This is a genomic window from Pantanalinema rosaneae CENA516 (assembly GCF_050753385.1).
GTDB lineage: Bacteria > Cyanobacteriota > Cyanobacteriia > Leptolyngbyales > Leptolyngbyaceae > Pantanalinema > Pantanalinema rosaneae.
On record NZ_JBLZFZ010000026.1, the window covers coordinates 43850 to 70589 of the forward strand.

The following is a 26740-nucleotide window of genomic DNA, read 5'->3' on the forward strand; positions in this document are numbered from 1 at the left end:
GAAGCTCGACAGCCAACTCAAATCAATGCGGCTATCTAACTCCCTCATCCGTCGCCAAAACGGTGTTCAATTACCGATAAATTGTATCACAAATCGCCAATTTAGGACGGCAATTCAACCGAACAACCAAGCTCCAAAACCCCTGCGTAGAGGCTTTTCTGGCTACTAGAGAGAATCCGCTAGAAAAGGTAGATTTGAGACTCATATTGAGACTGTTGATCGGGCGTGAATTAGAACATTTGCACCATGCGATCGCCCCTGGAATTTTCCAGAATCTCACGTAAGAATGACAGGGTTGAGAATATTGGATTTCGCTAGCCACCTATGAGCCTACAACTCTACTTTCTCCGCCATGCCGAAACGATTTTTAGCCAAACGGGCGGCTACTGTGGCGAACTCGATGTGGAACTCACCCCCAATGGTGAAAAGATGGCACAGGCCTTCGCTACCGCTTATCAGGAGTTACCCTGGGCAGCGATTTATGTCAGTCCCATGCGGCGCACGATCGCCACAGCCAAACCCTTATGCGACGCGATCGGTATGGAGATGCAATTGCGGGATGGCTTAAAAGAAATCCGTTATGGGGAATGGGAAGGCAAATCCGCCGAGGAGGTTAGACAACAGTTTGGCGAAGACTATGTGCAATGGTTAACGGAGCCTGCCTGGAATCCACCAACGGGTGGGGAAACCGCTGTGCAGATTGCCAGTCGTGCCTCGTTGGTCGTCACCGAAATTCAACAAAATTATGCTGCTGGCAATGTCTTAGTCGTTTCCCATAAAGCCACGATCCGGATTATTCTCTGTAGCTTGTTGGGGATTGATATTGGGCGTTACCGCGATCGCATTGATATGCCAGCCGCCTCGATCAGTGTGGTCAAATTTGATCTGCATGGGCCCTTGTTGCAATGTTTAGGCGATCGCACCCATTTACCCGATGAACTCCGGTTGTTGCCAGGAACCTGATCCAGTTTTTTACCGACGATGGGTAGCCTGTGCCCTATACTCATCTCGATCGCGCTATAGGAAGCAGAACCGATGCTACAACCCGCCGAAGTCGTGGCAATTTTTCAAAGTTCACCAGAAATTCAAACCTTTGCGGCTGGTGAGGTGATTTTCAACCAGGGAGAACTGGGAGAGAATATGTACGGGATTTTGGAGGGTGAGATTGAGCAGTACATCAATGGTCAATTAATCGAAACTCTGAAAACTGGCGATATCTTTGGGGTCGGCGCGTTAATCCAACCCGATCGCTTACGGGTGACCAAGGCGACCGCCAAAACGAACTGCAAACTGGCATCCATGAATCAGCGCCATTTTTTGTTTGCGATTCAAGAAACGCCCACCTTCGCCCTGGAAGTGTTACGCAGTTACTACGATCGGTTACGGGCGCTGAAAGTTTTTTCTGATTAATTAAAACTATTGGGCGATCGTGGCTCAATGGCTGAAATGCCTGGAAAGTATTGGAGGTACAGGTCAGTTCTGGCAAATCTGCCAAACTGATTCATGCCCGACTGAACCGCTTTTAGCAAGTTGAGTTACCGATGAAAATTCTAGTGTTAAATGCTGGCTCCAGTAGTCAAAAAGCCTGCCTGTACGAGTTACCAGATAGCACGTTACCAAAACATCCCCCGGAACCCCTGTGGGAAAGCTCTGTGGATTTTACCCACCAGGCAGGCATGGCAGAAGCAAAGGTACAAACCCATACTGGAGTGCAGCAGAGGTTAGAGATTCCGATCGTCTCCAAAAAAGCGGTGACCGAAACGCTGCTGCAAACGCTCTGGCAGGGAGAAACCCAGGTGATTGAGCGACCCGATCAAATTCAAGCGATCGGGCATCGGGTGGTGCATGGGGGCGAACGCTATCGCGAGAGTATTTGCATTACCCCAGAAGTTAAAGCCGAGATCGATCGCTTATCGTGTTTTGCCCCGGTGCATAATCCGGCGAACTTGGAAGGAATTGAGATTACGGAAGCGGTATTTGGTCAAAGCATCCCGCAAGTGGCCGTATTTGACACCGCCTTTCATGCCACTTTACCCGCCGCTGCTTATACCTATCCAGGACCGTATGACTGGTTAGAGCAGGGCATTCGGCGCTATGGGTTTCATGGTACGAGTCATCGCTACTGTGCCGAACGAGCCGCCGAACTGTTGAATCGTGATCTGGCTTCTCTAAAGTTAATCACCTGTCATCTTGGCAATGGCGCTTCCCTGGCAGCGATTCGGCAGGGAGCCTGCGTTGATACCACAATGGGCTTTACGCCAATGGAAGGTTTGATGATGGGGAGCCGCAGCGGTTCCGTTGATCCGGGCATTCTGCTGCATCTACTCCGTACCCAACAGCATACGCCGGAATCACTAGATACCTTACTAAATAAAGGTTCCGGGATGAAAGGCATTTCTGGCATCACCAATGATCTACGGCAAATTGTGGCAGAGGCGGAACAGGGCAACGATCGCGCCCAACTGGCTTTGGACATGTATATCTATCGGTTGCGCTACTACATGGGTGCCATGCTGGCAGTCCTGGGCGGACTAGATGCGATCGTGTTTACCGCCGGAGTCGGGGAAAATTCTGCCCTGATTCGAGCGGCTGCCTGTGAAGCGTTTGGGTTTCTAGGACTGAAACTTGATCCCGACAAAAATGCCCAACAAGGAATTGATCAGGATATTACGACCCCTGATTCGCAGATTCGAGTATTCGTAATTCGGACGCAGGAAGATTGGGCGATCGCGAAGGAATGCTGGCGATTAATCAAGTAATAATACTGAGTTACCAGTATTTAAGTAAGCTATCAATTCAGTGTGGAGGGTTAACTCAACTTTTTGGAGATTGTTGAGAGGTTTTGTGTGCTTAACCAGAATTAGAGGTACGGTAATGCACCCTGCTATCCTTAAGAAAGAGACAAGTATAATTTTTGACATGTCCACTTATAAGGAGATCAGATTTTATGTCTAAAAAGAAGATCGCTAAAAAGCTCGCGAAGATGGCAGCAAAAGAAGCTGGTGAATATATGCTGACAAGTACAGCAACATCTTTAATTCCAGGTTATGTGCCTGCTGTTAGTGGATACAAATCAGTTAAATATGGATACAAAGCGGCTAAATATGGATATAAACCTTTGAAGTATGCATTTAAGGGATTAATGAAACTCTTTTAACAGAGTAGTTTATTGTCAACTATCTGGTATTAGAGTGATCACGGCGGCATAGCATTCAAACAGCCAACTATTGAAATTTCTTGTGTTGAACTCACAGGCATTTGCCGCCGATGCTCAGAAACGCTGAATCACAGCCGCTCTCAAATGAATGCACCACACTTGTCAATTCTATAAGCCCCCTAAATCCCCCAATTCTGGGGGACTTTGACTTTTGTTCCCCCCAGAATTGGGGGGCTAGGGGGGCGAAAACTACTGTAGGATATGCTGATACTCCTGTTAAAAGGAGTGATCATAACCCTGTCGGCAATCCCGTAGATTTCCCATTCACGCTAGTCACAATCCTGCCCCAGCCGGACTCACTGTTGCCTTGATCCAGAAATAGTTGTTGGAAGACCGCATAACTATAGGGATCGTAAGCTCCATAGGCACCAATTTCGTAGTCATCACTCGCCCCATAGCGGATGCCATAGGGATCATGCACTAACCAGGTGCGTCTGACGGGATCATGTCCAACTAACACACAAATGTGACCACTACTGCGATAGCGAAATCCCACCACAACGGGAATGCCCTTATTAAGGGAGGTTAGTAGGTCATTAGCAGACAACGTGTAGCTGAAATATGATTCAATTCCGAGTTCCTTTAAGGCTCGGGTATGTGCCAGATGGTTAACGGTATCGCCGTACTTATAAGCCAATCGCATGTAGACCGATTCCGGCTCTGGATAGCCCTGGTCTTTGGCATATTTGGTTAACGCCCCTTTCAGCAAATAGTCTGCCAGCATCGTATTGCTGGTTAAGTTGCACTGGCGTTGCCCAGAACCGTAGAGAGAGGGATCATTATCGATCTGGCTGCGATACGGTACGGGTAGTTTTAAGACTGGCTGCGTTTCTTCAATCCGAATGTGCGGATCGTAGGCATAAACGACCTGAAGCCTGGTGACACCATCCTTGGCTAATACCGGGGATGCCAGCGTTAAATACACATGTTGATTGCGATCGGGGGCAACTTTTGTCACAAAGAAGTCTTTCCCCTTCGGCATAAAAATCTTTTCGGAGTCAGCCAAATCCTGGGAACTGAGCAAACGCTTTTTCAGAAACGTATCCCACTCCGCCACTGCCCTTGGCATGATGCACTCCTTAGGATGTATTTTTTCTTTTTCCAGTATTGCACCCAGCTATTCCTAAATCATTAAGGGATTAAATAGGTTGCTCAGAGAAATTTTTGCTGAATCGATCGGGAAGCCCAGGCTGCGTACTACTGGATCAGGCGCTATTAAACTGGATCAGACAATCAGAATGCCGATACGATCGCCAGCCATCCCTGATTGCCCGATTGGCAAATGACTTAACACTCCGGTGGATTGATTTGACTATTCAGAACCCGCAACAGTTTCTTAGTGGGAATTCTGACAATATCGATCGCATGATAGCGTTCGGAAATATTAATCCCCAGGGCCGACTTCATTTCATACAGCATGAATAAACACAACGCGATCGCGGTAATTTGCTTCAAACGCTTCATAGGCTGCCTTCAACTGATCGGTAATCACAACTTTTAGCATCACTAACGAGTAACTACTCACTCCAAGACGAATTTTCCGGTAGGCTCAAGAAGATCAGGTGAATGAGGCAAAGCTGTCATGTTGGTATGGTTCATGCATGGAGCATCGGTACGGCGGGCAGAATATGCCGAAACCCTGCGATCGCGATTAATCACAGGATTTTCCGATCGGGGACTCGCGACTCCGGAGTTTTACTCTAGCTTCTGGGGCGATGCCATGGGCAGTACCAATCAGGTGTGGGACTGGGTGCAGCAAGACCTGGAAGCCTTCAAGTGGGATCACCCTCAAACCGACATTGATGATATCTTCCACTATCGCCAGCGTCGAGAGCAGCTGATCTCGGGGTTCTTTAACGATATCTTTAACTACTTAAATCATCAGCAAGGACGGGAAGTACGCCGTTTAATTGCCTTGCAATTCCTCAGTTGGCTGGCAGAAGTACCACTGGAAGAGGATTTGCATATTGTGGCGCATTCCCTCGGCAGCGTGATTTTGTGGGATATGTTGTTCTCCCAAACCCTACCGGAAAATGATCCTGCCTTTTATCTACGGAATGTAATTAAGGGTCTAAGTCCGGCGGGGCAGGGACGCAAGGTAAAACTCCGGAGCGTGACAACAATGGGTTGCCCCCAATTATTTTTTAATCGGGCATTAAACATTGAGCCTCAGGCTTTAAAGCAGTTTGCCGATCGCTACACGGGCGCTCCGCTGCGCTGGATCAATGTGATTCGCGCCTCCGATGTGTTTGCCTATCCCATGCGAGCCAGCCTGGAACCGGAAGACTCGAACTTATTTTTTCAAGACTATTACCTGGGCGAACGCAATTTTCTCAAAAAGAGCATTGGCGATGTGGCAATGGCATTAGGGCTGGTCGCAGAACATACCGGCTACTGGGGCAGCTATCGCGCCAGCCAACTCGTTCTGGCTAACTTATTAGGAGATGAAGCCACCTTAGCGAATCGCAGTACCAATCTGGAATTCGGCGAATTTGATTAACGGCGGCTTGGCGATCGCATCTCAGGATTATCGTCGTTTCGTTAAGCTAAGTAAGCGGTAAATCGGTACTAGCGTTATATGTCTGAGTTGATTTTGTTCTGGCATCGTCGGGATCTGCGCCTGACCGATAATGTCGGGTTGGCAATGGCTCAACGGCGGAGTCGGAAACTGGTGGGAGTATTCTGTCTCGATCCCAACATTCTGCAACGGGATGATGTGGCTCCCGCCCGAGTCACTTACATGATCGGCTGTTTGCAGGCGCTCCAGCAGCGATATATCGAAGCTGGAAGTCAGTTAATTATCCTTAAAGCTGACCCGATTGCGGGCATTGTCAAACTAGCCCAAGCCCTTTCCGCCCAAATGGTCGTTTGGAATTGGGATGTCGAACCCTACGCCAAACAGCGCGATCGGGCGGTCACGGAAGCCCTTCAGCAAGTTGGCATTCAGGTCGAAAACTGTTGGGATCAAATCCTCCACGCTCCGGAGGTAATTCGGACAGGGGCAGGTGAACCCTATACGGTCTACACCCCATTCTGGCGGAACTGGCAACGACAAGCCAAGGATGAACCGCTCCCTGTATTAGAAGGGTTAACGGGATTAACCGAGTCGGAACAGACCGCCGCCAAGCAAGCTGGAGCGATCGCGCTCCCCACTGCCAAAGCATTAGGATTTGGTTGGGACAATGACTTAGTGCTAGAACCGGGAGAAACGGCGGCTCAAGAAAAGCTAGAAGAGTTTTGTGATCAGGCGATCGCGGAGTATGGCGAACAGCGCAACTTTCCAGCCTATCCTGGGACATCACAACTCAGCGCCGCGTTGAAGTTTGGGGCGATCGGGATTCGCACAGTATGGGCAGCCACCCAGGAGATGATGGCAGCGGCTCGTAGTGATGAAGTCCGTACCAGTATTCAAACCTGGCAGCAGGAATTAGCATGGCGCGAGTTCTATCAATATGTGATGTACTTTTTCCCAAAACTAGCCGATGGTCCTTACCGCCGCCCGTTTCAGGATTTTCCCTGGGAGGACAACGAAGATCACTTCCAAGCCTGGTGTGAGGGTAGAACGGGGTATCCGATCGTCGATGCCGCCATGCGACAAATGAATCAAACGGGCTGGATGCACAATCGTTGCCGCATGATTGTGGCGAGTTTTCTGACTAAAGATCTGCTGATCAACTGGCAGCGAGGTGAAAGGTATTTTATGCAGATGTTAATAGACGGAGATTTATCCGCCAATAATGGAGGCTGGCAGTGGAGTGCCTCTAGCGGCATGGATCCGAAACCGATTCGGATTTTTAACCCCGCCAGTCAAGCGAAAAAGTTTGACCCAGAAGCCGAATATATCCGGGAGTGGCTGCCAGAACTCAGTAGTCTGGACACGGAAGCGTTAGTAACTGGCAAAATTACGCCCCTGGACTGTCATCGCTGCAACTATCCCACGCCGATCGTCGATCACAACGAGCAACAACGGCAGTTTAAAGCCCGTTACCAGTCCCAAAAAGAGCGGCTGTAGGGCAGGATTAGCGCCGCACTTTGCCGGTGAACCCTGCTGCTTTAAATTGCTTCAGTTGTAGGGGAGTCGGCTGGTTTGCCGGGACACTAATCCGCAGTTCAAAATCGCTGATCCCAGGTGGTACTTCGTCGATCGACCCTAAGCGAGTCCGGTTCTGCATCACCGAATCATTGTTAGCATCATAAATCCGTCCGAAAATGTCCGCATTCATTACGGGTTTACCCGAACCATTTTCGGCTTTGCCGGTGACAATAAAGCAGTTTGCTTCCATCGTAGTACCACTGGTCACCATGCCAGTCGCCAGTTCGGGCGGACACTCATGGTACGAAATATCAAACAATTTGATCTGCGTCAGGGCGATCGCGGGGGGCGTGATCCAGGTGGTGAGCACCCAGAGAAACCCGGTTAACAGAGAAATGGTAATTGCTCGGAATGCCATAGGTTGCACAAGTTGGCTGAAAGAGGAAATCATCTTTCATTTTCGCTTAAACCCGTACCGAGCATTCACCACCTCCAAGTCAAAACCTGCGATCGCCCTCGCGGCTCAACGGACTTAGACCTGGCTGCGATCGGTCAAAATTTCGTAACCGTCCTCTGTCACCAGGACTGTATGTTCAAATTGGGCAGAGAGGGAGTTATCGACAGTGACAGCCGTCCAACGATCGCTGAGAATCCGCGTCACCTTCGAGCCAGCATTAACAATCGGTTCGATCGCCAGCGTCATACCAGCTCTCAACTTGACATTCGGCATGTCATAGGTACGGAAGTTGAATACCGAGGGTTCTTCATGCAGGTTCCGCCCGACCCCATGCCCTGTAAAATCTTCCACCACCGAGAACCCATTGGCTTTGACGTGATCCTCGATCGCCCCTGCCAGATCCATCAAATACGCTCCGGCACGCACCTGTTCAATCCCTTTATAGAGAGCCGCTTCAGCCACCTCAATTAAGCGAGCCGCGTCGGGACGGACTTCACCCACGGCGATCGTGATGCAGGAATCCCCATGAAATCCTTCGTAATAGGCTCCGGTATCCACTTTCAACACATCCCCAGTGCGGATCACCTTCTTCCGGCTGGGAATCCCATGTACCACTTCATTATTAATGCTGGAACAAATCGAGGCGGGAAAGCCGTGATATCCCTTGAAACTGGGTGTTGCCCCCATCTCTCGAATTCGTTTTTCCGCATGGGCATCCAGATCCGCCGTCGTCATTCCAGGCTGTACCATTGCGGCAATTTCTTTCAGTACCGTTGCCACAATCTTGGCAGACTGCCGCATGATTTCAATCTCACGCAGAGACTTAATTTCAATGCCACGCCGTTGCCGTTTGGGAGCCGAAAGAGCTGGTTGATTCAGCAGGTTGGTCAGGATATTCATGCGATTACGAAAGAAAAATGGGTGAGGAATACAAGTCGGACAAGGCAGAAGATCGAACTAGCGAAGATTCTGAAAATCCCGACTTGGGTAGGATTTCAGATGGGGCGTGATGTGAACAATATTAAAGTCTTTATTTAGATTAGCCTACTTTTTCTGGCAAACTTTCAGGTCTAACTGGAAATTGCTGCTTTTGTGCCAGTCGTTACGACCACAGTTCCAGTCATGCCTGCTTCGGTATGCCCTGGGATGGAACAATGCAACTCATAATTGCCTGCCTTAATTGGCACAAATAGCCATTCTGCCTGGGCTCCCGGCTTTAATTCAACTTCGTGAATTGCCCCTTTCACTTCCACCTTGCCCGCTTCCACCTTCTGAGTCCAAATCCCATCCGTAAAGTCTTTAGCTGTGAAATAATGCTTGGAGTTACTGGGATTGGTTAATAGCAATTTGTAGCGCTGCCCAGAGACAAATTCTAGATGATCAGGCACAAACCGTAGTTCATTCGCCGCATTCCCCAGACTAACTTGAACCGCGATCGCTGGCTGACGCGATAGATCTGTTGTGGAGGTAGCCGCGATCGCTGGAATGTTTGACCAACCGAGCCATACAATGAGCGTGGGCAAAATTAACTGACGTAACCCAACACCGATGTGTTGCCAGATCCAATCACGAATCAACCCGATGAATGATTGCATAATTTCAATTGCCTGAAAGATAAATAGAAATAGCAGAAGCCAGATCTGGCTCAGTCATGAATTTCCTTCACAATATTTTTTTAACACCGCTACGTCAGCCCAAATTAGCAAAAATTAGGTTTATCTTCCTTAACCTATCCGTACCTGTCTAAGAGCTGCGTGTAATGATTGCCTTTCAAGTCGTTTTAGTTGGTTTAATTCTCGGTGCGATCGGCTTTTATATCGCTTGTGGACTATGTACCTATCAATTTGTATTAGCACCACCAGCCAGCCCACGCGATTCTACCAATGAACCGGGAGTTTCGCTGTTGGTTCCTGCCTGTGGACTCGATGCCGGAGCCTGGGAAAACTGGGTTTCCCTTTGTAAACAACACTATCCAGACTATGAAGTGCTATTTGGCGTAACGCATCCTCACGATCCAGCCATTCCAACTCTGAAACAATTAGCCGCTGCCTTTCCAGATCATGTCAGGGTATTCACCAATTTGGAGCCAAGGGGCATTAACTATAAAGACAGCAACCTGAGTTATTTGCTAGAAGTGGCTCGACATGACGTGATCGTGTTTGCGGATAGTGATATTCGAGTCAGTCCCGACTACCTCTCAACCGTCACCGCACCCTTAGCAGATCCAGCCGTGGGCTTAGTCACCTGTTGTTTCTTTGGACATCAACCCCGGTTTTTCGGTGCAGCACTGGCTTCTTTAGGTCGATGTGTAGACTTTATCCCTAGTGCCTTAATTGCCCGTGTCCTTGATCGCGGTTTGCGGTTTGCCATCGGTGCCACGATCGCCACCCGCAAATCGACCCTGGCAGACTTTGGCGGATTACATCTCAGCCGCATTGGCTCCGACTATAACCTGGGCAAACGAGCCGCCCTGGCAGGGTATCGCATTGAGCTATCCAGTTATGTTCTAGAATCAGACACTGGGGCAGAGAGTGTAGTGGATGTGTTTCGGCGAGAACTGCGGTGGAATCGCACTATTCGCTTCAATCGTGGACGAATTTACTATGCCCAAATCTTATGTTATGGCGTTCCCCTGACTCTGCCACTACTGCTCGCCACCAATGGACAAGCCTGGGCGATCGCCTTAAGCCTCTCAGTGCTTCTCATTCGTTACGCTCAGGCAGTAGTGACCATCCTCAGCTTGAAAAGTCCCCGCCTGTTGCCCTGGTTGTGGGCATTGCCATTACGGGATTGCCTGAGCCTGGTAGTTTGGGGCATGGGAGCGTTTGGTAATACTGTATACTGGCGCGGACGGCGGTTGCGAATTGAAGCCGATGGCTTGTTAAAACCCGCAGAATAGTGTCACGAATAGAATTGTTTTCATCACCTCGTTTTACAGATTGGGATAGTCTTTATTAAATTCATCCTGATCAGTCGTAGGAAGTTCCGTATCAGGAATTAGACATTCTGATGCGGATCCTTCTATGCAATTTATAGCTCTAGCTCTACTATCAGGTTCACTACTGACGTTTGGTACGGTAGTACCCTCTAGCCATAGTCAGCAATTTGCTGAAACGGCTCCAGTCAAAGCATTCCAATCAACGCTGACTGCACCGATGCAGGTTGGCAATGAGCAAAATTTACATCGGGGGAGTGGGCGACGGGAGTTCCTATATCAGGCTGAAACTGGCAGAAACCCCGCCTAAGCCACTCCAGAAATACGGTGAAAAAATAGCTAATTAACGGTTGACATTGACCGTTTTTTTCCTAAATAGCATGAGGTGTAATCCCGTCTTTCTAGACCAGAATTCATGATGAATTGCGCAATTCAGCCACTCTCTTTTCACACATTAACGATCGCAGCACTCAGCGTTCCGATTCTCTAACAGCGCTGCCAATTGCTCCGGCTCACCCTTCTTTACTCTAACCTGCTTGCCTTCCCCAGAATTTGGGAATACTCAGAATATTAACCGCTAGAATTAGTTAAAGCCTGTCGAGAGGAAATTGGTTCCAACGACAATAGGATGGTTTAATTTAAGAGTATTCAGTGCTACGTGAATTGCCTGATTTACTAGGTACTATCATCATGGTCTGAGTTGGTTTCTCAATGCAACTTGCTTGAGTTATGGTTTCGCTGGAGTAGAGTTCCTGATATGACTAATGACCTGGATCTGATCAAACGGCTTAGCCCCAGTGCAATGGATCAGATCATGCTTTATCTGGCATTTAGTGCCATGAGAACCAGTGGGCATCGACATGGAGCCTTTTTAGATGCGGCTGCCACAGCGGCAAAGTGCGCCATCTATATGACCTATCTAGAGCAGGATCAAAACCTGCGGATGACTGGGCATCTGCACCATATTGAGCCGAAGCGGGTCAAGGCGATCGTCGAAGAGGTCAAGCAAGCCTTAACAGAAGGTAAGTTACTGAAAATGCTAGGTTCTCAGGAACCTCGCTACCTGATTCAGTTTCCCTATGTTTGGTTAGAACAGTTTCCCTGGCAACCGGGACGATCGCGGATTGTTGGTTCCAGTCTGACCTCCGAGGAAAAGCGCCAGCTTGAGCAAAAGTTACCCAATCTGAATTTACCGGATGCCCAGATCATCAACTCGTTTCAGTTCCTGGATCTGATTGAGTTTCTCCATGCCCGCTCCCAGGAAGATCTGCCCAGCGATCGACGGATGCCGTTAAGTGAAGCCCTGGCAGAACATATTAAGCGGCGACTGCTGTATTCCGGCACCGTCACCCGAATTGATTCGCCCTGGGGTATGCCATTTTATGCCCTCACCCGCGCCTCCTACTCCCCCAGCGATGAAGAGGAACGCACGTACATCATGGTGGAGGATACCGCCCGTTACTTCCGGTTGATGAATGATTGGGCAAACCGTGAACTGAATGTAATGCGGATTTTGGAGGAGTTGGACATTCCCTCCGATCGCATTGAGCAAGCCATGACCGAGCTAGACGAAGTGATTCGCGCCTGGGCAGACAAATACCACCAGATCGGCGGCAGACCCTTCAGTGTACAAATGGCACTGGGCCCTCGGGAGCAGCACCCCTAACTACAGCGTCTTCAGCATTTTCTCGGCTTTCCGCAGGGTGTGCTGGTGGCGGCGGTAGTGATAAATTGGAGCCGCTTTCAGTTTGGCTAACATCCCTTCCAAACAATCGCGAGCTTTTTGAATCTCACCCTCCTGCCGATGAATGCTTGCCAGCATAAGGGCGGACTCTGGATGGCTCCAGTATTTTAGATCCTGTTCTAGATAGGGTTTAGCCACGTCCCAGTCTTGCAACTCAAAGAGGGCTTTGCCATAGAGCAGAGAGGCTTCCCCACATTTGTAATCTGCGTCTAATTTGATCAGAGCAGCTAAATGCTCTCGGGCGAACGCAAATTGCTTGTGTTGCATTTCAATGAACGCTAGACCCCACAGAGCATGAATATTTTGAGGTTCTTTGTCTAACGCTTGTTGAAACGCCTCGGTGGCTTGAGCCAACTCACCAATTTCAGTTAGGACATTTCCCAGAGCAATATACTGGTGGGCTTTGCCAATGTTGCGAACTCCCGCTTCGGCATTCCATAACGCTTGCCGCATCGTCCAACGTTTGAAGTAATTCGGCACAGGCACGTTCGATCGCGGCAACCAGCAGACAAAGAAATAGATCAGGGCACCAACAACATTCAGAAACAAGAGCACCCAAATCCAGGTCTGGCGATCGGGTTCATTCCGAACACAATCAACTATCATCAGCATCCAGAAGGCACTGGGCAGGAGAACCAGAATTCCAGGTGAAGACACTAAGCTCCCGATCATGAGCAGAGTTCCTTGGTGAGATTGACAGGTGAGCGATCCTACAGACTTATAGTTCCCGCTAACCCAGAGAATGCATATACTCTCATCTACATCTCAAACCAATTGCTATCCTGAAAGGAGTTGCCAGGATTGACCGATCGTTAACTTCCCATGACTCAACAACCCGCACGTATCTGTATTTTGGGTGGAGGCTTCGCTGGTCTCTATACAGCCCTACGACTCAGTCAATTGCCCTGGACACCCGCAGAGAAACCAGAGATTGTCCTGGTCGATCGCCACGATCGCTTCTTGTTTACCCCCCTGCTGTATGAGTTGATGACGGGGGAGTTACAAACCTGGGAAATTGCTCCCCCCTTTGAAGAATTGCTGGCAGGGACGGGGATTCGCTTTCGCCAGGGCACTGTCAAAACCGTTGATGTCGCCAACCGCCAGGTTCACCTCCAGGATGGGATAGACCTGACCTACGATCGCCTGGTTCTGGCATTAGGCGGCGAAACTCCCCTCGATCGCGTGACCGGAGCCGCCGAATTTGCCCTGCCCTTCCGCACCATCCAAGATGCCTATCGGCTGGAAGAACGATTACGGCAATTGGAAGAGTCTGACACAGATAAAATTCGCGTGGCGATCGTCGGCGGTGGTTACTCGGGAGTCGAACTAGCCTGTAAGCTCGCTGATCGCTTGGGAGCCAGGGGACGGCTACGGATCATTGAACAAACGGATCAAATCCTGAGAACTTCGCCGGAATTTAACCGCATAGCTGCCACCGAAGCCTTAGCAGACCGAGGGATTTGGTTAGACCTGGACACGACTGTAGATGCCATTACCGCCGATACGATCGCCCTCACCTATAAAGGCACTACCGATACAATTCCGGTAGAAGTCGTTTTGTGGACTGTCGGAACGCGGGTGGTAGAGGCGATCGCGGCGCTGCCCCTGAAGCAAAATCCTCGGGGACAACTCGTGGTTACTCCTACCCTGCAAGGCGTGGAACACCCAGAAATCTTCGCCTTAGGGGATCTGGCAGACTGCAAAGATGCTGAGGGGCAACAAGTTCCGACCACTGCCCAGGTTGCCTTCCAACAAGCCGAATTCGCGGGTTGGAATCTGTGGGCATCCCTCACCGATCGACCATTACTACCCTTCCGGTATTCTCCAGTCGGGGAAATGATGGCACTGGGGATTGATCAAGCTACCATGACCGGGTTAGGTCTTAATCTAGATGGCTCCCTCGCCTACCTGGCGCGACGGCTGGCATACCTGTATCGCATGCCCACCTTAGACCATCAACTCCGAGTCGGGCTGAACTGGTTAGCCCAACCCCTGTTAGCCGCTTTAGCCCCCCCCAAACGCCCTGACTCAGGATCGCCGGGATGATCATTTAGCCGCAAATCGCCTCGCATCAAACGGTTAGGGGGGCTGTCCCCCCATCCCCTTGACAACCTCTAGAAATTCCTAGCCAATCCCTAAATTATTAGGAGATGACCGGGAATCTTGGGGTAGTTTAGGGCACACTAAAGATGGAAGCCAAGTTTGCCCAGAAGACGCGGTATTACCGGAGTCTAGAGAGATCACTGGGCAGAATGCCGGTATTCTAATAAACTTTTCGCATAGTATTTTGAGCTAGGGCGAATCAGCAATGAAATCCACGATCTCAAACGTTCATGCAAAAGGTTCGGGCTAACGGGTGGTCTACTACAGGATTGAGAGGCGATCTAAATGCGTGCGAGTGAACTCCTGAAGCGTTATGCCGCAGGAGAACGGGACTTTCAAACTGTGAGTCTCTGGGGGGTCAATCTCACTAAGGCAAACTTAAAGGGCATTTGTTTGACTGGAGCCGATCTGCGTGGGGCAAATCTGCGAGGTATTGTCTTGCGGGATGCCGCCTTAGATGGAGCCAATCTGGCAGAGGCTGACCTGACCGGAGCCATTCTGGCGGGAGCCAATTTGCAAGGTGCCAATCTGGCAGATGCCAATCTGAGTGAAGCCAATTTAAGCGGGGCAAATTTACAAGCCGCCAATTTAATTCAGGTGATTTTGAATAAAGCTAACCTGAATGCTGCCAATTTACAGGGTGCTAACCTGAATGCCGCTCATCTGTGGGGAGCCAACCTGTGTGCCGCCAAACTGTCTGATGTAGATTTGTGTAACGCGAATCTCCGGGGAGCTTATCTCTGTCAGGCGGTAATGAATGGCGACCTGCGGGAGGCAAATCTGAGTGGTGCCAACCTGAGTTGGACAGTGCTCACAGGAGCCAATTTAGGCGAGGCAATTTTAACCGATGCGGCATTAGATAGTGCCAATTTAGCGAATGCGCGGTTGTGTGGTGCCAAACTGCGAGGGGCAAATTTGCGCGGTGCCGACTTAAGCGGAGCGGATTTAAGCGGTGTGAATTTGAGTGAGGCAAATTTATCGATGGCAAAACTCGCTGGCACTATTCTCAACGGTGCTATTTTTACCGGGGCAGATTTGCGAGGCACGAATTTAAACGAGGCAAATTTAGAGTCCGCCAATTTATTAGGTGCGGATTTAAGAGGCGTGAATATGCCAGAATCCCGTTTGTGAGCGATCGCGGCGGCTATTCCCCAGAAATTTGACACAATACTGTACGTTGGCGGGGACCATCTAATTCAAATAACAGCACCGACTGATACGTGCCTAGCGCTAGCTTGCCATCTATGACTGGAATCACTTCACTGGTACTCAGTGTCATCGCCATTAAGTGGGAATGGGCATTCATCGGCTCATCCTCAGGAATACCGACCCGGAGGTGCAGATCGTTATGCAAGTAGCGATCGGTTTCGGGCGCTAGCTTGCGTAAATACACCTTTAGATCATCCAATAAGCGGGGTTCATATTCATTAATCGCTAATGCCGTCGTGGTATGTCTGGAAAAGACAACCATCTGCCCGGATTGGATGCCACTGGCGCTGAGCAAATCATCCAGTTTAGGCGTGATGTCATAAATTTGAATGCCTGGGTCAGTGGCAACCGTCAATAGATGATTTGCGATCGGCATAGCAGTAGGTTCAATAGTGTCGAGCAATCACAATTCAGCCAGTTGGCACAGCTTCATCCCATGCCAAAACTAACAGGGCATTGACGATCGCGGCGGCGACGGGCGACCCCCCTTTGCGTCCCTCAATCCGAATTTGGGGGACAGAAGTGTGAGCTAACGCTAATTTCGATTCCACGACCGCAATAAAGCCGACTGGAGCACCGATGATTAAGGTTGGTTGTTGAGTCGCAGGTAAACGTTGACATAACGCTAGTAGAGCCGTGGGCGCATTCCCGATCGCAAAAATGGCGTTAGGAAACTGGTCAACACACCGCAGCATTCCGGTTTCGGTGCGAGTTTTGCCAGGTTCGGCTTGCTCGGCTTGCTCCACCGCACTGATCACCGGATTGCCAAAGGTTTGAGCCACCATACTGGCAATTCCCTGCTTTACCATACTGACATCCGTGACAATCGGTACTCCTTGCTGTAGAGCCGCGATCGCCCCATCGATCGCACTGGGACTGAACCGGATCAGCTCTTTGAACTCAAAATCGGCGGTACTGTGAATTACCCGCCGGACGATCGCATATTCGCGGGGATTAAACGAGTGATCCCCCATCTCCCGGTCAATCACCGCGAAACTCTGCTGCATGATGGGATGCATCGGCAGGGACATTAGAACTCAAACACCGCCCAATCGGATTCGCGATCGTAGCGCGTCATATCGGCGAATTTCCGCAGTTCTGCCCGCCGCACCCAAAAGTCCTGGGGCTCTTTGTCTAACCACTGCTGATTCAGGTCAATAAACACCTGGCTCAACGACTGACGGGCATCGGCTGGCGGAATTTCGCCGAAATATCCCAGAGTGACATGGGGGGTGAAATAGTACTGTTGCTCGATCCCTAATCCCATCAACTCATGGTTTTGGTACAGGGCACGCCGGACTTTGAGAATGCGATCGTAGGAATCTTCATCCGTAGGAGCAAGACAGACCCCAATTGCCCGAGTCATCAGCAACAGACCAAGTACCTGAAACCGGATCGGCTGTCCTGTCCGTAACGGTTGACATTCCTGGAAAATTTTGGCAATCGTCGATCGCAGTTTACTTTCGTAGTCCGGGCTTTGATTCGCATCCCGAAAGGCATCATTCCAAATTAAATCAGCCACCGTAACATGAAAGCTATCGGCGGGCACAGGAATAAACGACTGTCCCCCAATACGGTGCAACAATTGCTGCTGCAAATCCGCCAGACTCTTGTAGAGTTCCAGGTTGTCCGTTTCGTCGATCCCCGGTGGAGTCACGATCGAATATCCCGGAAACGGCACCGCGTCATAATGTTGCTCGGCTTGCCGACGAAACTTCGGTGACTCTTGAATATGTTGCACCTGGGATTGATAGGTTTCGGGCAAAATCATACGGATTGCCCGGTTCAGGTAAGTTTGGTAGTTCTCGTCCAATCTTCAAAGCCTCGTGAGGTAGCTGAATGAGTCCTACAAGAAACATCTTGCCTCAGTCCTCTAAGCTGGGCGATCGCAAGAAGTTGCAGGTAATCGTTTGTCAGACAAATTCTAGTGTAGTCATGAAAGTCTGACATTGGCTCATCAAGACGTGCCAGGAACATTGCTCCCAATGTGATCCCAGTTTGTCTCTCTCCAGTCTGCCAGGATTAGTAGGACAATACAATTACCCAACCAGGAAAGCCGTGTCCTAGATGCCAGTTTATTTTTATTGGGGAGAGGATGATTTCGCGATCGCTCAAGCCGTCGCGGCTCTCCGCCAACAGGTGCTTGATCCCACCTGGAGCGATTTTAATTACACCAAATTTACCTCTGACCAGTCGGATGCGGTCATCCAGGGCTTAAACCAAGCCATGACTCCCCCGTTTGGGGCAGGCAGTCGTCTAGTGTGGTTGGCTGACACGACGATCGCTCAGCGCTGCTCGGACGAGTTACTAAGCGAACTGGAACGGACACTTCCAGCCATCCCTACTAACAGCGTTCTGTTACTCACTGCTAAGACGAAACCCGACGGACGGCTGAAATCAACTAAACTCTTGCAAAAACAGGCGGAGATTCGCGAGTTCTCACTGATTCCCCCCTGGAAAACTGATTTGCTGGTCAAGCAAGTGCGCCAGATCGCTCAAGAGGTTGGGGTCAAGTTGAGTGGGACAGCCGTTGAACTGTTGGCAGAATCCGTTGGTAGCAATACCCGCCAACTGTATAGTGAACTAGAAAAATTACGGTTATACGGTGGGGACGATCGCCAACCGTTAGATGCGGATACCGTCGCCACTCTGGTCACTACCAGCACCCAAAGTACAACCAAACTGGCAACTGCAATTCGGCAAGGGCAAACCGCGATCGCCCTGGAACTTGTTGCCGATTTGTTACGTCAAAATGAACCAGCCTTACGGATAATCGCTAGCCTGGTCGGGCAATTCCGCACCTGGCTATGGGTGAAGTTAATGCTGGAATCAGGGGAACGAAACGATCAAGTGATTGCCCAAGCCGCAGAACTGAACAATCCGAAACGTTTATATTTCCTCCGGCAGGAAGTTCAACCCTTAGCCCTACGTGCCCTGTTGCAAACCTTACCGATTTTGTTGGAACTGGAAGCTAACTTGAAACGGGGAGCGGATGAGCTTGCCACCTTGCAAACAAAGATTGTAGAACTATGTGAACTGTATCACTGATGAAATTCCCTCTTTCGCTGGAACTTATCGCCAATAAAATAATTCAGAATCTATAGAAACCGTTATTGTGCTAGTTTTCTTGGTGTCACACAGTCATGATTAACCCGTCCATTAATTCCTTGCGATCGCGCCTCAGCCCCACGCTCTCTCGCGTTGTGATGGTGGGGCTCCTTTCAACCGCAGGCTTGCTAACCGGACTCACGCCTCATGTGAGTTTCCAGAGCGGTTCTCTCTTATCCGAAACGGCGGCCTATGCCCAACAACCCCCCGGAGATTTGGGCAAGTACACGAAAGTGGCTCGCCAAATTGAACGGCAACGGATGCAGTATTACTCTGAAGCGAAACAAATTCTGAATGGCAATGTGCCGGATAATGTTTGCCAGCAAAAGAATCTTCCCGGTGGAGTGCGGGAAATCTGCGATCGCTTCGATCGGAAAGTCCGCGATATTCTAGCAGAACACAAAATGCCAGTATCCGAGTTTAACCAACTGACTAAGTTCTGCTCTGCCAAACCTAAACCCGATGGTTGCCCATAAGCCTGTTTGACTAACAGCTAGGGACGAAACAGATTTAGTCTTTCTTTAAAGATGCAGCGGAGTGCGTACGCACTCCGCTTTAACTGGTTGCTCTGAAATATACGAGTTTTGTCGGAAACAACCTCTTCCCGTTTTAGGCTATGACGCTTGTCGTTTCATTTTTGCCAATCGTCGCCCAACTTTCTGAATGTTTTCAACGATCTCAGCAGGCATCGGACTGTAGGTGTCTGGCAGATAACAGTCGCAAGCTAGATTCACCGCTTCGACTGGATCTCTAGCACCCATTTTAAGAAAATTAGCGGACAATTGGCTAACAGAAGAATAATCGACCAATACAGGAGCATCAAAATAATCTCGAATTAATGCCCAGTCAGGTAGATCGTTCACACGCTTTATCTGCCTAGACCTTAAATCTTGCAATCGTAGATTTATTTGGTCATGTGCACGTCTGAACCATTGCTTTCCAACAGTGGTGTTATAAATACCAAGCTTTCGTTCCCATGCCGCAATTGCACTAGTAAATGCTTGGTATTTTTCCTTTCTCAGGCTCGTCCGAATAGCCAATCGTTGATTGTAGTCCTCTTCTGTACGCTTGATGCTAAAAACTTTATTGGCACGATGCTCAATAGTCTCAACACTACAAGCTTCGAGAATATCCAGAGCAATGTTGTTACCCTTTCTCGCAAAATGTCCCCAAACACGCCTAGCGTCTGGAATGCTCAAAGTGTCAGTCAGACTGGATCCGTGTGAGTGCAGAATACGCACCTTTAACGTATGACCTGTAAATCCCTTAGCCTTCAAGACCTTGAAGATTTCTGGGGTGGCAGACCGTAATCTGCTCAACCAGTTCTTCGGTTCGTCAATAACTTCTAGGATTTGGCTTTTGCTTAACCGATATTCCCCACTAGGAACCTGAAAGACTGACAGCAGGACATCTATTTCCTGTAGAGAGATGTTTTGCTCTTCACCTGCAACGATCTTTGGGTTCCGAGCATTATCAGGCTGTGATCGACGTGTCATAAAAACTCCTGGAAATTGATCAAAATTTGTAACGAATCTTGACCCTGGTGGAGTTCATCTGATAGCCTCATGAAGACTTTCGCAGCAAACGGTTGGAGCCGCTAGTTGGTTCCCTGAAATGTCTTACAATATAAGTACAAACGAACTCTACGGTATAAGGCTGTAGCCTTTACCACGGGTTGATAAGAGCCTTAGGAAAGTTCTTGTCAGTGTTTCGTAAGCGTTATCTCCAATTGATTGCGTTTACATGTAATTTGTGGGGGTGGTGAGATTTGCACTCACAAAACCCTGTCAGGTTGCCGGATTAGGAGTCCGGTGCGTTTGCTGGTTCCGCCACACCCCCATACGTTTTCACAAAAAAAGCTTGTACAGGTTAGGAGCCTGCACGAGCTTTTTTGTTGATCTTTAATAAGAGAGGAGCCGTCAAAAACATTCTGCTTCGCCTCATTTGAAAGATAAAAGCTTTGCTTTTCCTGCCATTTGGTACTAATGCAGTAGTACCTAGATTGTGTGGTCTAATTTACTCGATCAACTCAACATTAACAACAGGTCTATAACGATAAGTATCGAAACTGTTCGGCTTATTCTACCTCAAAAAAAGAATTTCGTTCATAATCACCTCTAGTAACATTGTTTACTTTAATGAGCTACTCTTTGCTGTCTAGAAATGTTTTAATAACTAGCTTCTAATCTGCACAGGCATAACGAGGTATGTAGCTTTTAAGCCGCCCAGAGGCGATAAAATCGCGGGACTGGTTGCCGTGTTTAATTGCATTTGGATTTCTGTAGTCGGCATCACTTTTAAGCCTTCCAGCAGATATTTGACATTAAAGGCGATGTCCAAATCTTCGCCCGTAATTTGAGCCGCGATCGTTTCCCGTCCACTACCCACATCCGGCGCATCAACGGAGAGAGTCACTTCCTGTTCCGCCGTACTCAAACTGAGTTTGACAATGTTGTTTTTCTGATCTGCTAGGACAGCAATCCGCTCTAAGGCTGAAAGAAATTGGCGGCGATCGACGGTGAGCTGGCGGGCAAATTGGCGGGGAATCAACTGCCGATAGTTGGGATATTGTCCTTCCAGTAATCGGCTGGTGAGGCGTTGGTCTGCCCATTCAAACACCGCTTGCGTCTGGTCAAATTTGACTGCTACAGAACTGCCCGCTTGCTTTTCTACCATCTTGGCAAGTTCCTGTAATGCCTTGGCTGGAATCGTCACATCCAGCGCTTGCTCAGGCTCACTTTTGGCATCATCGTCACTCACTGTTTCCACCACCGCTAACCGGTGTCCATCCGTTGCCGCAAACTCCAGACCCGCTGCCGACAGGGTTAAATGTACCCCCGTTAAGACTTGCTTGGTTTCGTCATCACTCGCCGAAAACAACGCCCCCCGCAGCCCATCAATCAACGCTTCAGAGGCTAAATGTAGCTCATCGCCCTCGGCAACCACTGGCAGGGCTGGAAATTCTTCAGCACTCATGCCTCGGACTTGATAGCGCCCAAATTTCGAGGTCAGCGTCACATTCCAGGTGGACTCTCCTGAGTCATCCACCTCGTCTTCCAGGGTAATGTCGCCTTCGGGCAAGCGTGAGACAATGTCGTTCAACAACCGGGCAGGCAGGGTGAGTTTTCCACCCACCTCGACTTGGGCGGCAAAACTGGTTTGAATCCCCAGGCTCAGATCAAACGCACTGAGGCGAACTTGTTGGCTTGCTTCGTCAGCCACCAGCAGGACATTCGCCAAAACAGGTAGCGTAGCGCGGGTAGCAACGGCGCGGCTAACGATCGAAAGGTGTGTGCTGAGGCTATTTTGAGCGCAAACCAGTTTCATAGGTGGCGACTTTGAGATCGGTGCTTGAGCATACTAGCACTGATGCCCAAAACGATCTACCCAAGCCAATTTCAGCAATTTTTGCTTGTCTTGATCGATCCGGACTTAAGAAAAACTTATTTAAATAGTAGTAGTAGGGGCTGTGGAAACTGTGGAAAAGATCGTAGGATCGCGTTTATCCAGTGATCATAAGCCGATCGAGCCTGTGGAAAACTTGTGGAAAAAGTTGCCAGTTTTTCACAGAGTATTTATACTTATGAGACTTTTCCACGATCGCTAGATCGTTATATACAAGATTTCCACAGAGTTTTCCACAGAAAAAAACAGGTTTTCCACAGGCAAATTGGCGGTTTACAGTTCTCAAACCCTTGTGTTTAAAAAAATTTGGGATATTTAATTTATGATCACTGGATCAGCCTGGGGAAAACCTGGGGAAATCTCATCGTGAGACTGACAATCTCATAACCAATAAGCAGGGCTGATCGATTGAGTTGAAATACTCAACCCCCTGTTCCGTTGATAAGCCGAACTGATCGATAGGCTGTAAATACACCAATTCCCCAGAGAAACGATCGCCTCTCTGGAGAATCCACAATGACTCTAAATCGACTCTAAATCGCTTAGGAGCGGGACTGGCTTGCCATATTAATCCGTTCGCTAAGCTGGCGTAGGGTTTGTGCCATTGAGGGGTCTGTTTCCTTTAATTGCCCGATTTTGTCGCAGCTATACATCACCGTTGTGTGGTCTTTGCCGCCAAACTCCTCGCCAATTTTGGGCAAACTGAGGGCGGTATGTTGCCGCATCAGGTACATGCCAATTTGCCGCGCCACACTGACCTCCCTGCGCCGGGAATTGCCCTTCAAATCCTCGATCGACACATCGAAGGTTTCCCCTACGATCTTGATCACCGCTTCTGGAGAGGCTTCGACTTTTTCCACAGGGGGGTTGAGGACGGGAGCAATGTTTTCTACCGTCATTTGCAGCCCAGAAATCGAGATGTAGGCAACCGCGCGAATCAATGCTCCTTCCAGTTCCCGAATGTTGGACGTGTAGCTAGAGGCGATGTACTCGATCACCTCTCGCGGCAAGCGCATATTCTCGTACTCGGCTTTCTTCTGCAAAATTGCCATCCGGGTTTCCAGGTCAGGCGGCTGAATATCGGCAATCAAGCCCATGGAAAACCGTGAACAGAGTCGTTCTTGTAGCCGAGGAATCTGGTTGGGCGGGCGATCGGAGGCTAGAACCACCTGCTTTCCGGCTTCATGCAAAGTATTAAAGGTGTGGAAAAACTCTTCCTGGGTATATTCCTTGCCCTCAATAAACTGAATATCATCTACCAGCAACACATCCGCCGCCCGGTAATGCTCCCGGAACAATTGCATATTGTCTTTGCGAATGGCGGCAATCAGATCATTGGTAAATTGTTCGGTGGAAACGTAGAACACCCGCGAACTGGGACAGATTTCTAAGCGATAATGCCCGATCGCCTGCATCAGGTGAGTTTTCCCCAGCCCAACGCCGCCACAGAGAAATAGGGGATTGAACTCCCGCCCCGGCGACTCGGCAACCGCTAATGATGCCGCGTGAGCCATACGGTTATTTGAGCCAACCACCAGACGTGAGAACACATACTTGGGATTCAAGTCGCTCGATCGGGCTTTGTCCGCTACCGCTCCAGTGGGCGTACCGGTGGCAGGAGTGGATGATGGGGGAGCAGGGGGTTCGATCGCGATCGGTTCCGTCGGTAACGGCCAGTAGAACTCGTTCTCATCCATCATGCCGTCTGCCCCCTGCACGACATTGATGTGAATATCCACGGGTCGCCCTAAGACCTCTTGGACAACCTCGATAATCGTTTTGATGTAATACTTTTGGATCCATTTACGCGCAAAGGGATTTGGCGTACAGAGGACGAGACGTTTATCGTCCAACTCCTCCGCCGTCGCCGTTTTGATCCACGTTTCAAAGGTAGGACGACTCAGCCGAATTTGTAAATGCTCCAGGACTTCTGCCCAGAAACTTTGAAGTGACGTGATTTCTACCCCTGACATCAACCCCTCACCGGAGGACAGTAACAATTGCGTAAGTTTAGCTGACAAGGCAGCATATCAGATCGCTTCCGACGATCGATCTGGAGTTTGCGTTAAGAAATGCATCCCTATAGGTCTAAACTTGCCCAAATTCAAGTCGAGCCCGCTAAACACTACATGTAGCGTCTAGCCCAAGAATTCAGGTTACGCATAGTGTATCAGGTAACAGGAATTTAGGCGGGAGAATCGCTCAAGGATGAAAGAGAACTTACCAATTAGCCACCGTGACTGGACAACGTTGGCGCTTCGGGCAGGCTAGCTTCTAGTTTGAGGCAATTTTGACCATTCACCTGAAGCCGATATTCTACGCGATCCATCAGACGATTCAAAATTAACCAGCCGTAACCATTCTCCTGTTTCGCTTCTGGGGTAGGAGCCAAGTAAGTAGACACATCATAGCCTTTGCCATGATCCCAGATCTCTAAGGCAATGTCTCGATTCTGAAGCTCTAGCCGAATTAAGACGGGTAAGTTGGGCTGATCTTTATGGGCATGACGCACCACGTTTGAATAAGCCTCGACCAGAACCAGGCGGAGGCGATTTGACTGTCGGGGCCAATCGACATGATTACCCAGTTCGACCTCCAAACTCCCTAACAGCCAGTTTTCGACGATCGTCAAAAACTTCAGGTCGCTTGGTACATGAAGCTCCGTTCTCATTGACTACAAGACCTCCAGAGAGAGTATTGTTTGGTCGTCTTCCTGAATTGTATTGTGTGCCCGGATCTGCGAGAGCAGGTGGGTCAAATCCAATGGTTCTTGCTCTTGCCTCAACAACTGCCATAATCCGGCTTGCTGAAGCATGGCACTCGCGGCTGACTGACCGCCAGCATTGCCATTCGGTGTGGAATTTCCGGCAACTGTGGCTTCGGTAATGCCATCACTGGTGATGAGCAACACTTCGCCAGAGTTCAGATCCACACTGCCTGCGGTGGCTTTCCAGGTGGGTAGAATGCCCAAGGGCACCCCCCGCACCTTCAAATAATTCGGTTCCACCTCTGCTCCATTACCCGGATCGGCACGTTGGGCAGATAGCGTTTGCCGCGACCAGACTAAGGGATAAATATGACCGGCATTGGCATAAACCAATTGGCGAGTGGTGGGTGTGTAGCGAGCCAGTACCATGGTGATAAAGCAATTCGTGCTCGTCAGGTCATCAATCAAACTCCGATTGAGGTTTTGCATGACCACATGGGGTTCTGGAGGCGATTCCTGTGATAGTTCTCGCCGTAAGACGGAGATCGCACTTGCCATAAACAGAGCGGCTGGCACCCCTTTCCCCGACACATCGCCGACTGCCAGCCAAATATCGCCCTGGGGATGGGCATAGACCTCAAAAAAGTCACCGCCTACTTCCCGCGCTGGGTAACAACAGGCTTGCACTTTCATGCCATCCAGTTCTGGCCAGCTTTGCCGCAGCAGGTTGCCTTGAATCTGGCGAGCAACGGCTAACTCTGCCCGCATTTGCTCGGCTTGTTTCTGAGTTCGTTGATATAGCTTGGCTTGCGAAATCGCCAGGGCGGCTTGATCGGCAACGCCGTGAATCAGTTCCAGGTCTTCTGGCGACCAGGGATTGTAGTGATCATGACGGGACATCACCAGAATGGCGAGAAAGTCCTGTTGGTAAATCAGGGGAAGGGCAAGTCGAGGGGTGGTGTCGTCAGAGCTAGATTCAATCTCGATCTGTTGCTTTGCCAGGACGGATTGAATCAGGGGATCCTGATCTGGGGCAAGGTTGGGGCGATCGCTGGTTTCGGGCGAGTCTGCCGCCTGATACCGAAAGATTTCTGGAACCAGTTGGCTACCGTCTATGGGATAGAGGACTGCTTGGTTTGCCAGAAACGTTTGTCCCAGGGTGGCCGCGATCGTCTGTAACATACTGTGGTAATCCAGCGATTCCCGGATTGCCGTGGTGACGACATTAAATAATGATTCGCGTCTGAGTGCCCGTTTCAGTTCGTTTGTCCGCTGTTTGATCACCTGATAGGTTTCGGCGGCTTGCTGCACCACGCCCTTGAGTTGATCGGGATTCCAGGGCTTGGTGATGTACTTAAAGACTTTACCGGAGTTAATCGCTTCGACCAGATCTTCCACATCGGTATAGCCGGTTAACACAATCCGAATCGTGTCGGGAAAGCGCTCTACGGTTTTGCTGAGAAATTCGGTTCCCAGCATTTCTGGCATCCGTTGGTCAGAAATAATGATCGCCATTTCACCCTGCTGATCCAGGATTTGTAATGCCGCGATCGCACTTTCTGCCTTGACGACCTCAAAATCTCGCCGGAACGTGCGATACAACAGATCCAGGTTATCAGGCTCGTCGTCTACGACCATTAATTTGAGCTTACTACCTGTTCTCTGAACCATGCGGTACTCCACTCCCCCTACAATTAAGGATGCTGCTGAATCCAAACTTCACCAGGCTTAGTTTGTACCCCTCTACATCAAAGTACCCTAGATTGCGTAAGCCCTAACACAGTGACAAAGATTTGAGGAAGAATATACCCTGACGAAAAGA

27 protein-coding genes and 1 tRNA gene are annotated in these 26740 nt (G+C 49.6%); 13 read left to right on the forward strand and 15 right to left on the reverse strand.

Annotation, left to right across the window (positions count from 1 at the left end; genetic code table 11):
- Nucleotides 1-324 precede the first annotated feature (324 nt).
- The 4 genes from ACN4EK_RS16235 (at nt 325) to ACN4EK_RS16250 (ending at nt 3157) form a co-directional block, all read left to right on the forward strand.
- On the forward strand, nt 325-963 hold the full coding sequence (locus ACN4EK_RS16235; RefSeq protein ID WP_431659066.1) for a histidine phosphatase family protein: 639 nt from the start codon (nt 325-327) through the stop codon (nt 961-963).
- A 72-nt stretch (nt 964-1035) separates the two neighbouring features.
- Nucleotides 1036-1410 carry a cyclic nucleotide-binding domain-containing protein gene (locus ACN4EK_RS16240; RefSeq protein ID WP_431659067.1) on the forward strand — a complete coding sequence of 125 codons (375 nt, stop codon included), beginning with the start codon at nt 1036-1038 and terminating at the stop codon, nt 1408-1410.
- A 131-nt stretch (nt 1411-1541) separates the two neighbouring features.
- Nucleotides 1542-2759 carry an acetate kinase gene (locus tag ACN4EK_RS16245; protein WP_431659068.1) on the forward strand — a complete coding sequence of 406 codons (1218 nt, stop codon included), beginning with the start codon at nt 1542-1544 and terminating at the stop codon, nt 2757-2759.
- 188 nt (nt 2760-2947) lie between these two features.
- Entirely contained in the window at nt 2948-3157 is a 210-nt protein-coding gene (locus tag ACN4EK_RS16250; protein ID WP_431659069.1) for a hypothetical protein, read from the forward strand.
- Nucleotides 3158-3446: 289 nt separating this feature from the next.
- Here the strand turns inward: ACN4EK_RS16250 and ACN4EK_RS16255 are convergent, their stop codons facing one another.
- Nucleotides 3447-4286, reverse strand: coding sequence for a C39 family peptidase (locus ACN4EK_RS16255; RefSeq protein ID WP_431659070.1), 840 nt, complete (start codon nt 4284-4286; stop codon nt 3447-3449).
- A 218-nt stretch (nt 4287-4504) separates the two neighbouring features.
- Entirely contained in the window at nt 4505-4681 is a 177-nt protein-coding gene (locus ACN4EK_RS16260) for a hypothetical protein (protein WP_431659071.1), read from the reverse strand.
- Nucleotides 4682-4799: 118 nt separating this feature from the next.
- On the opposite strand from ACN4EK_RS16260, the gene ACN4EK_RS16265 reads away from it, so the two are divergent.
- Together ACN4EK_RS16265 and ACN4EK_RS16270 are read left to right on the forward strand one after the other, a co-directional pair.
- The gene (locus tag ACN4EK_RS16265) at nt 4800-5717 is read left to right on the forward strand and encodes a hypothetical protein (protein ID WP_431659072.1); all 918 of its coding nucleotides are present in this window, start codon (nt 4800-4802) and stop codon (nt 5715-5717) included.
- 78 nt (nt 5718-5795) lie between these two features.
- Nucleotides 5796-7229 carry an FAD-binding domain-containing protein gene (locus ACN4EK_RS16270; protein ID WP_431659073.1) on the forward strand — a complete coding sequence of 478 codons (1434 nt, stop codon included), beginning with the start codon at nt 5796-5798 and terminating at the stop codon, nt 7227-7229.
- A gap of 7 nt (nt 7230-7236) precedes the next feature.
- On the opposite strand, the gene ACN4EK_RS16275 is transcribed toward ACN4EK_RS16270, so the two are convergent.
- The 3 genes from ACN4EK_RS16275 to ACN4EK_RS16285 form a co-directional block, all read right to left on the reverse strand.
- Entirely contained in the window at nt 7237-7668 is a 432-nt protein-coding gene (locus ACN4EK_RS16275; RefSeq protein ID WP_431659074.1) for a hypothetical protein, read from the reverse strand.
- Between the two features lie 114 nt (nt 7669-7782).
- Entirely contained in the window at nt 7783-8607 is an 825-nt protein-coding gene (gene map, locus ACN4EK_RS16280) for a type I methionyl aminopeptidase (RefSeq protein WP_431659075.1), read from the reverse strand.
- 170 nt (nt 8608-8777) lie between these two features.
- Nucleotides 8778-9302, reverse strand: coding sequence for a cupredoxin domain-containing protein (locus tag ACN4EK_RS16285; RefSeq protein WP_431659076.1), 525 nt, complete (start codon nt 9300-9302; stop codon nt 8778-8780).
- 164 nt (nt 9303-9466) lie between these two features.
- Here ACN4EK_RS16285 and ACN4EK_RS16290 point away from each other — a divergent pair, with 164 nt between their 5' ends.
- The 3 genes from ACN4EK_RS16290 (at nt 9467) to hetR (ending at nt 12308) form a co-directional block, all read left to right on the forward strand.
- Complete coding sequence (locus tag ACN4EK_RS16290; protein ID WP_431659077.1) at nt 9467-10606, forward strand: glycosyltransferase; 1140 nt, start codon at nt 9467-9469, stop codon at nt 10604-10606.
- 124 nt (nt 10607-10730) lie between these two features.
- The gene (locus tag ACN4EK_RS16295) at nt 10731-10952 is read left to right on the forward strand and encodes a hypothetical protein (RefSeq protein WP_431659078.1); all 222 of its coding nucleotides are present in this window, start codon (nt 10731-10733) and stop codon (nt 10950-10952) included.
- Nucleotides 10953-11399: 447 nt separating this feature from the next.
- A complete protein-coding gene (hetR, locus tag ACN4EK_RS16300) occupies nt 11400-12308 on the forward strand; it encodes a heterocyst differentiation master regulator HetR (protein WP_431659079.1) in 909 nt (302 codons plus the stop codon).
- Here the strand turns inward: hetR and ACN4EK_RS16305 are convergent, their stop codons facing one another.
- A complete protein-coding gene (locus ACN4EK_RS16305; RefSeq protein WP_431659080.1) occupies nt 12309-13058 on the reverse strand; it encodes a tetratricopeptide repeat protein in 750 nt (249 codons plus the stop codon).
- A 150-nt stretch (nt 13059-13208) separates the two neighbouring features.
- On the opposite strand from ACN4EK_RS16305, the gene ACN4EK_RS16310 reads away from it, so the two are divergent.
- A complete protein-coding gene (locus ACN4EK_RS16310) occupies nt 13209-14432 on the forward strand; it encodes an NAD(P)/FAD-dependent oxidoreductase (RefSeq protein ID WP_431659081.1) in 1224 nt (407 codons plus the stop codon).
- Nucleotides 14433-14774: 342 nt separating this feature from the next.
- Nucleotides 14775-15620, forward strand: a complete 846-nt coding sequence (locus tag ACN4EK_RS16315; RefSeq protein WP_431659082.1) for a pentapeptide repeat-containing protein — start codon at nt 14775-14777, stop codon at nt 15618-15620.
- A 13-nt stretch (nt 15621-15633) separates the two neighbouring features.
- On the opposite strand, the gene ACN4EK_RS16320 is transcribed toward ACN4EK_RS16315, so the two are convergent.
- The 3 genes from ACN4EK_RS16320 to ACN4EK_RS16330 are packed head-to-tail and all read right to left on the reverse strand — an operon-like array spanning nt 15634 to nt 17511.
- Nucleotides 15634-16074, reverse strand: a complete 441-nt coding sequence (locus ACN4EK_RS16320; protein ID WP_431659083.1) for a secondary thiamine-phosphate synthase enzyme YjbQ — start codon at nt 16072-16074, stop codon at nt 15634-15636.
- Between the two features lie 34 nt (nt 16075-16108).
- A complete protein-coding gene (locus ACN4EK_RS16325) occupies nt 16109-16729 on the reverse strand; it encodes a cobalt-precorrin-8X methylmutase (protein WP_431659084.1) in 621 nt (206 codons plus the stop codon).
- Nucleotides 16729-17511 (reverse strand): DUF1868 domain-containing protein, encoded by a 783-nt coding sequence (locus ACN4EK_RS16330; RefSeq protein WP_431659085.1) that lies wholly within the window; start codon nt 17509-17511, stop codon nt 16729-16731. The genes ACN4EK_RS16325 and ACN4EK_RS16330 overlap by 1 nt, the downstream gene beginning before the upstream one ends.
- 254 nt (nt 17512-17765) lie before the next feature.
- Between ACN4EK_RS16330 and holA the strand changes: the two genes are divergently transcribed.
- Together holA and ACN4EK_RS16340 are read left to right on the forward strand one after the other, a co-directional pair.
- Complete coding sequence (gene holA / locus ACN4EK_RS16335) at nt 17766-18746, forward strand: DNA polymerase III subunit delta (protein WP_431659086.1); 981 nt, start codon at nt 17766-17768, stop codon at nt 18744-18746.
- Nucleotides 18747-18841: 95 nt separating this feature from the next.
- Nucleotides 18842-19282 carry a DUF4168 domain-containing protein gene (locus tag ACN4EK_RS16340; protein WP_431659087.1) on the forward strand — a complete coding sequence of 147 codons (441 nt, stop codon included), beginning with the start codon at nt 18842-18844 and terminating at the stop codon, nt 19280-19282.
- 138 nt (nt 19283-19420) lie between these two features.
- Here ACN4EK_RS16340 and ACN4EK_RS16345 read toward each other — a convergent pair whose 3' ends face one another.
- The 6 genes from ACN4EK_RS16345 to ACN4EK_RS16370 all read right to left on the reverse strand — a co-directional run bounded on the left by ACN4EK_RS16345 (nt 19421) and on the right by ACN4EK_RS16370 (nt 26589).
- Nucleotides 19421-20302: a hypothetical protein gene (locus tag ACN4EK_RS16345; RefSeq protein WP_431659088.1), complete on the reverse strand. Its 882-nt coding sequence runs from the start codon at nt 20300-20302 to the stop codon at nt 19421-19423.
- A 257-nt stretch (nt 20303-20559) separates the two neighbouring features.
- Nucleotides 20560-20645 (reverse strand) — tRNA-Arg (locus tag ACN4EK_RS16350).
- Between the two features lie 336 nt (nt 20646-20981).
- Nucleotides 20982-22133 (reverse strand): DNA polymerase III subunit beta, encoded by a 1152-nt coding sequence (gene dnaN / locus ACN4EK_RS16355; RefSeq protein ID WP_431659089.1) that lies wholly within the window; start codon nt 22131-22133, stop codon nt 20982-20984.
- Nucleotides 22134-22753: 620 nt separating this feature from the next.
- Nucleotides 22754-24232 (reverse strand): chromosomal replication initiator protein DnaA, encoded by a 1479-nt coding sequence (gene dnaA / locus ACN4EK_RS16360; RefSeq protein ID WP_431659090.1) that lies wholly within the window; start codon nt 24230-24232, stop codon nt 22754-22756.
- A 206-nt stretch (nt 24233-24438) separates the two neighbouring features.
- Nucleotides 24439-24882 carry an ATP-binding protein gene (locus ACN4EK_RS16365; RefSeq protein WP_431659091.1) on the reverse strand — a complete coding sequence of 148 codons (444 nt, stop codon included), beginning with the start codon at nt 24880-24882 and terminating at the stop codon, nt 24439-24441.
- A gap of 3 nt (nt 24883-24885) precedes the next feature.
- Nucleotides 24886-26589, reverse strand: coding sequence for a SpoIIE family protein phosphatase (locus ACN4EK_RS16370; RefSeq protein WP_431659092.1), 1704 nt, complete (start codon nt 26587-26589; stop codon nt 24886-24888).
- Between the last annotated feature and the right edge of the window lie 151 nt (nt 26590-26740).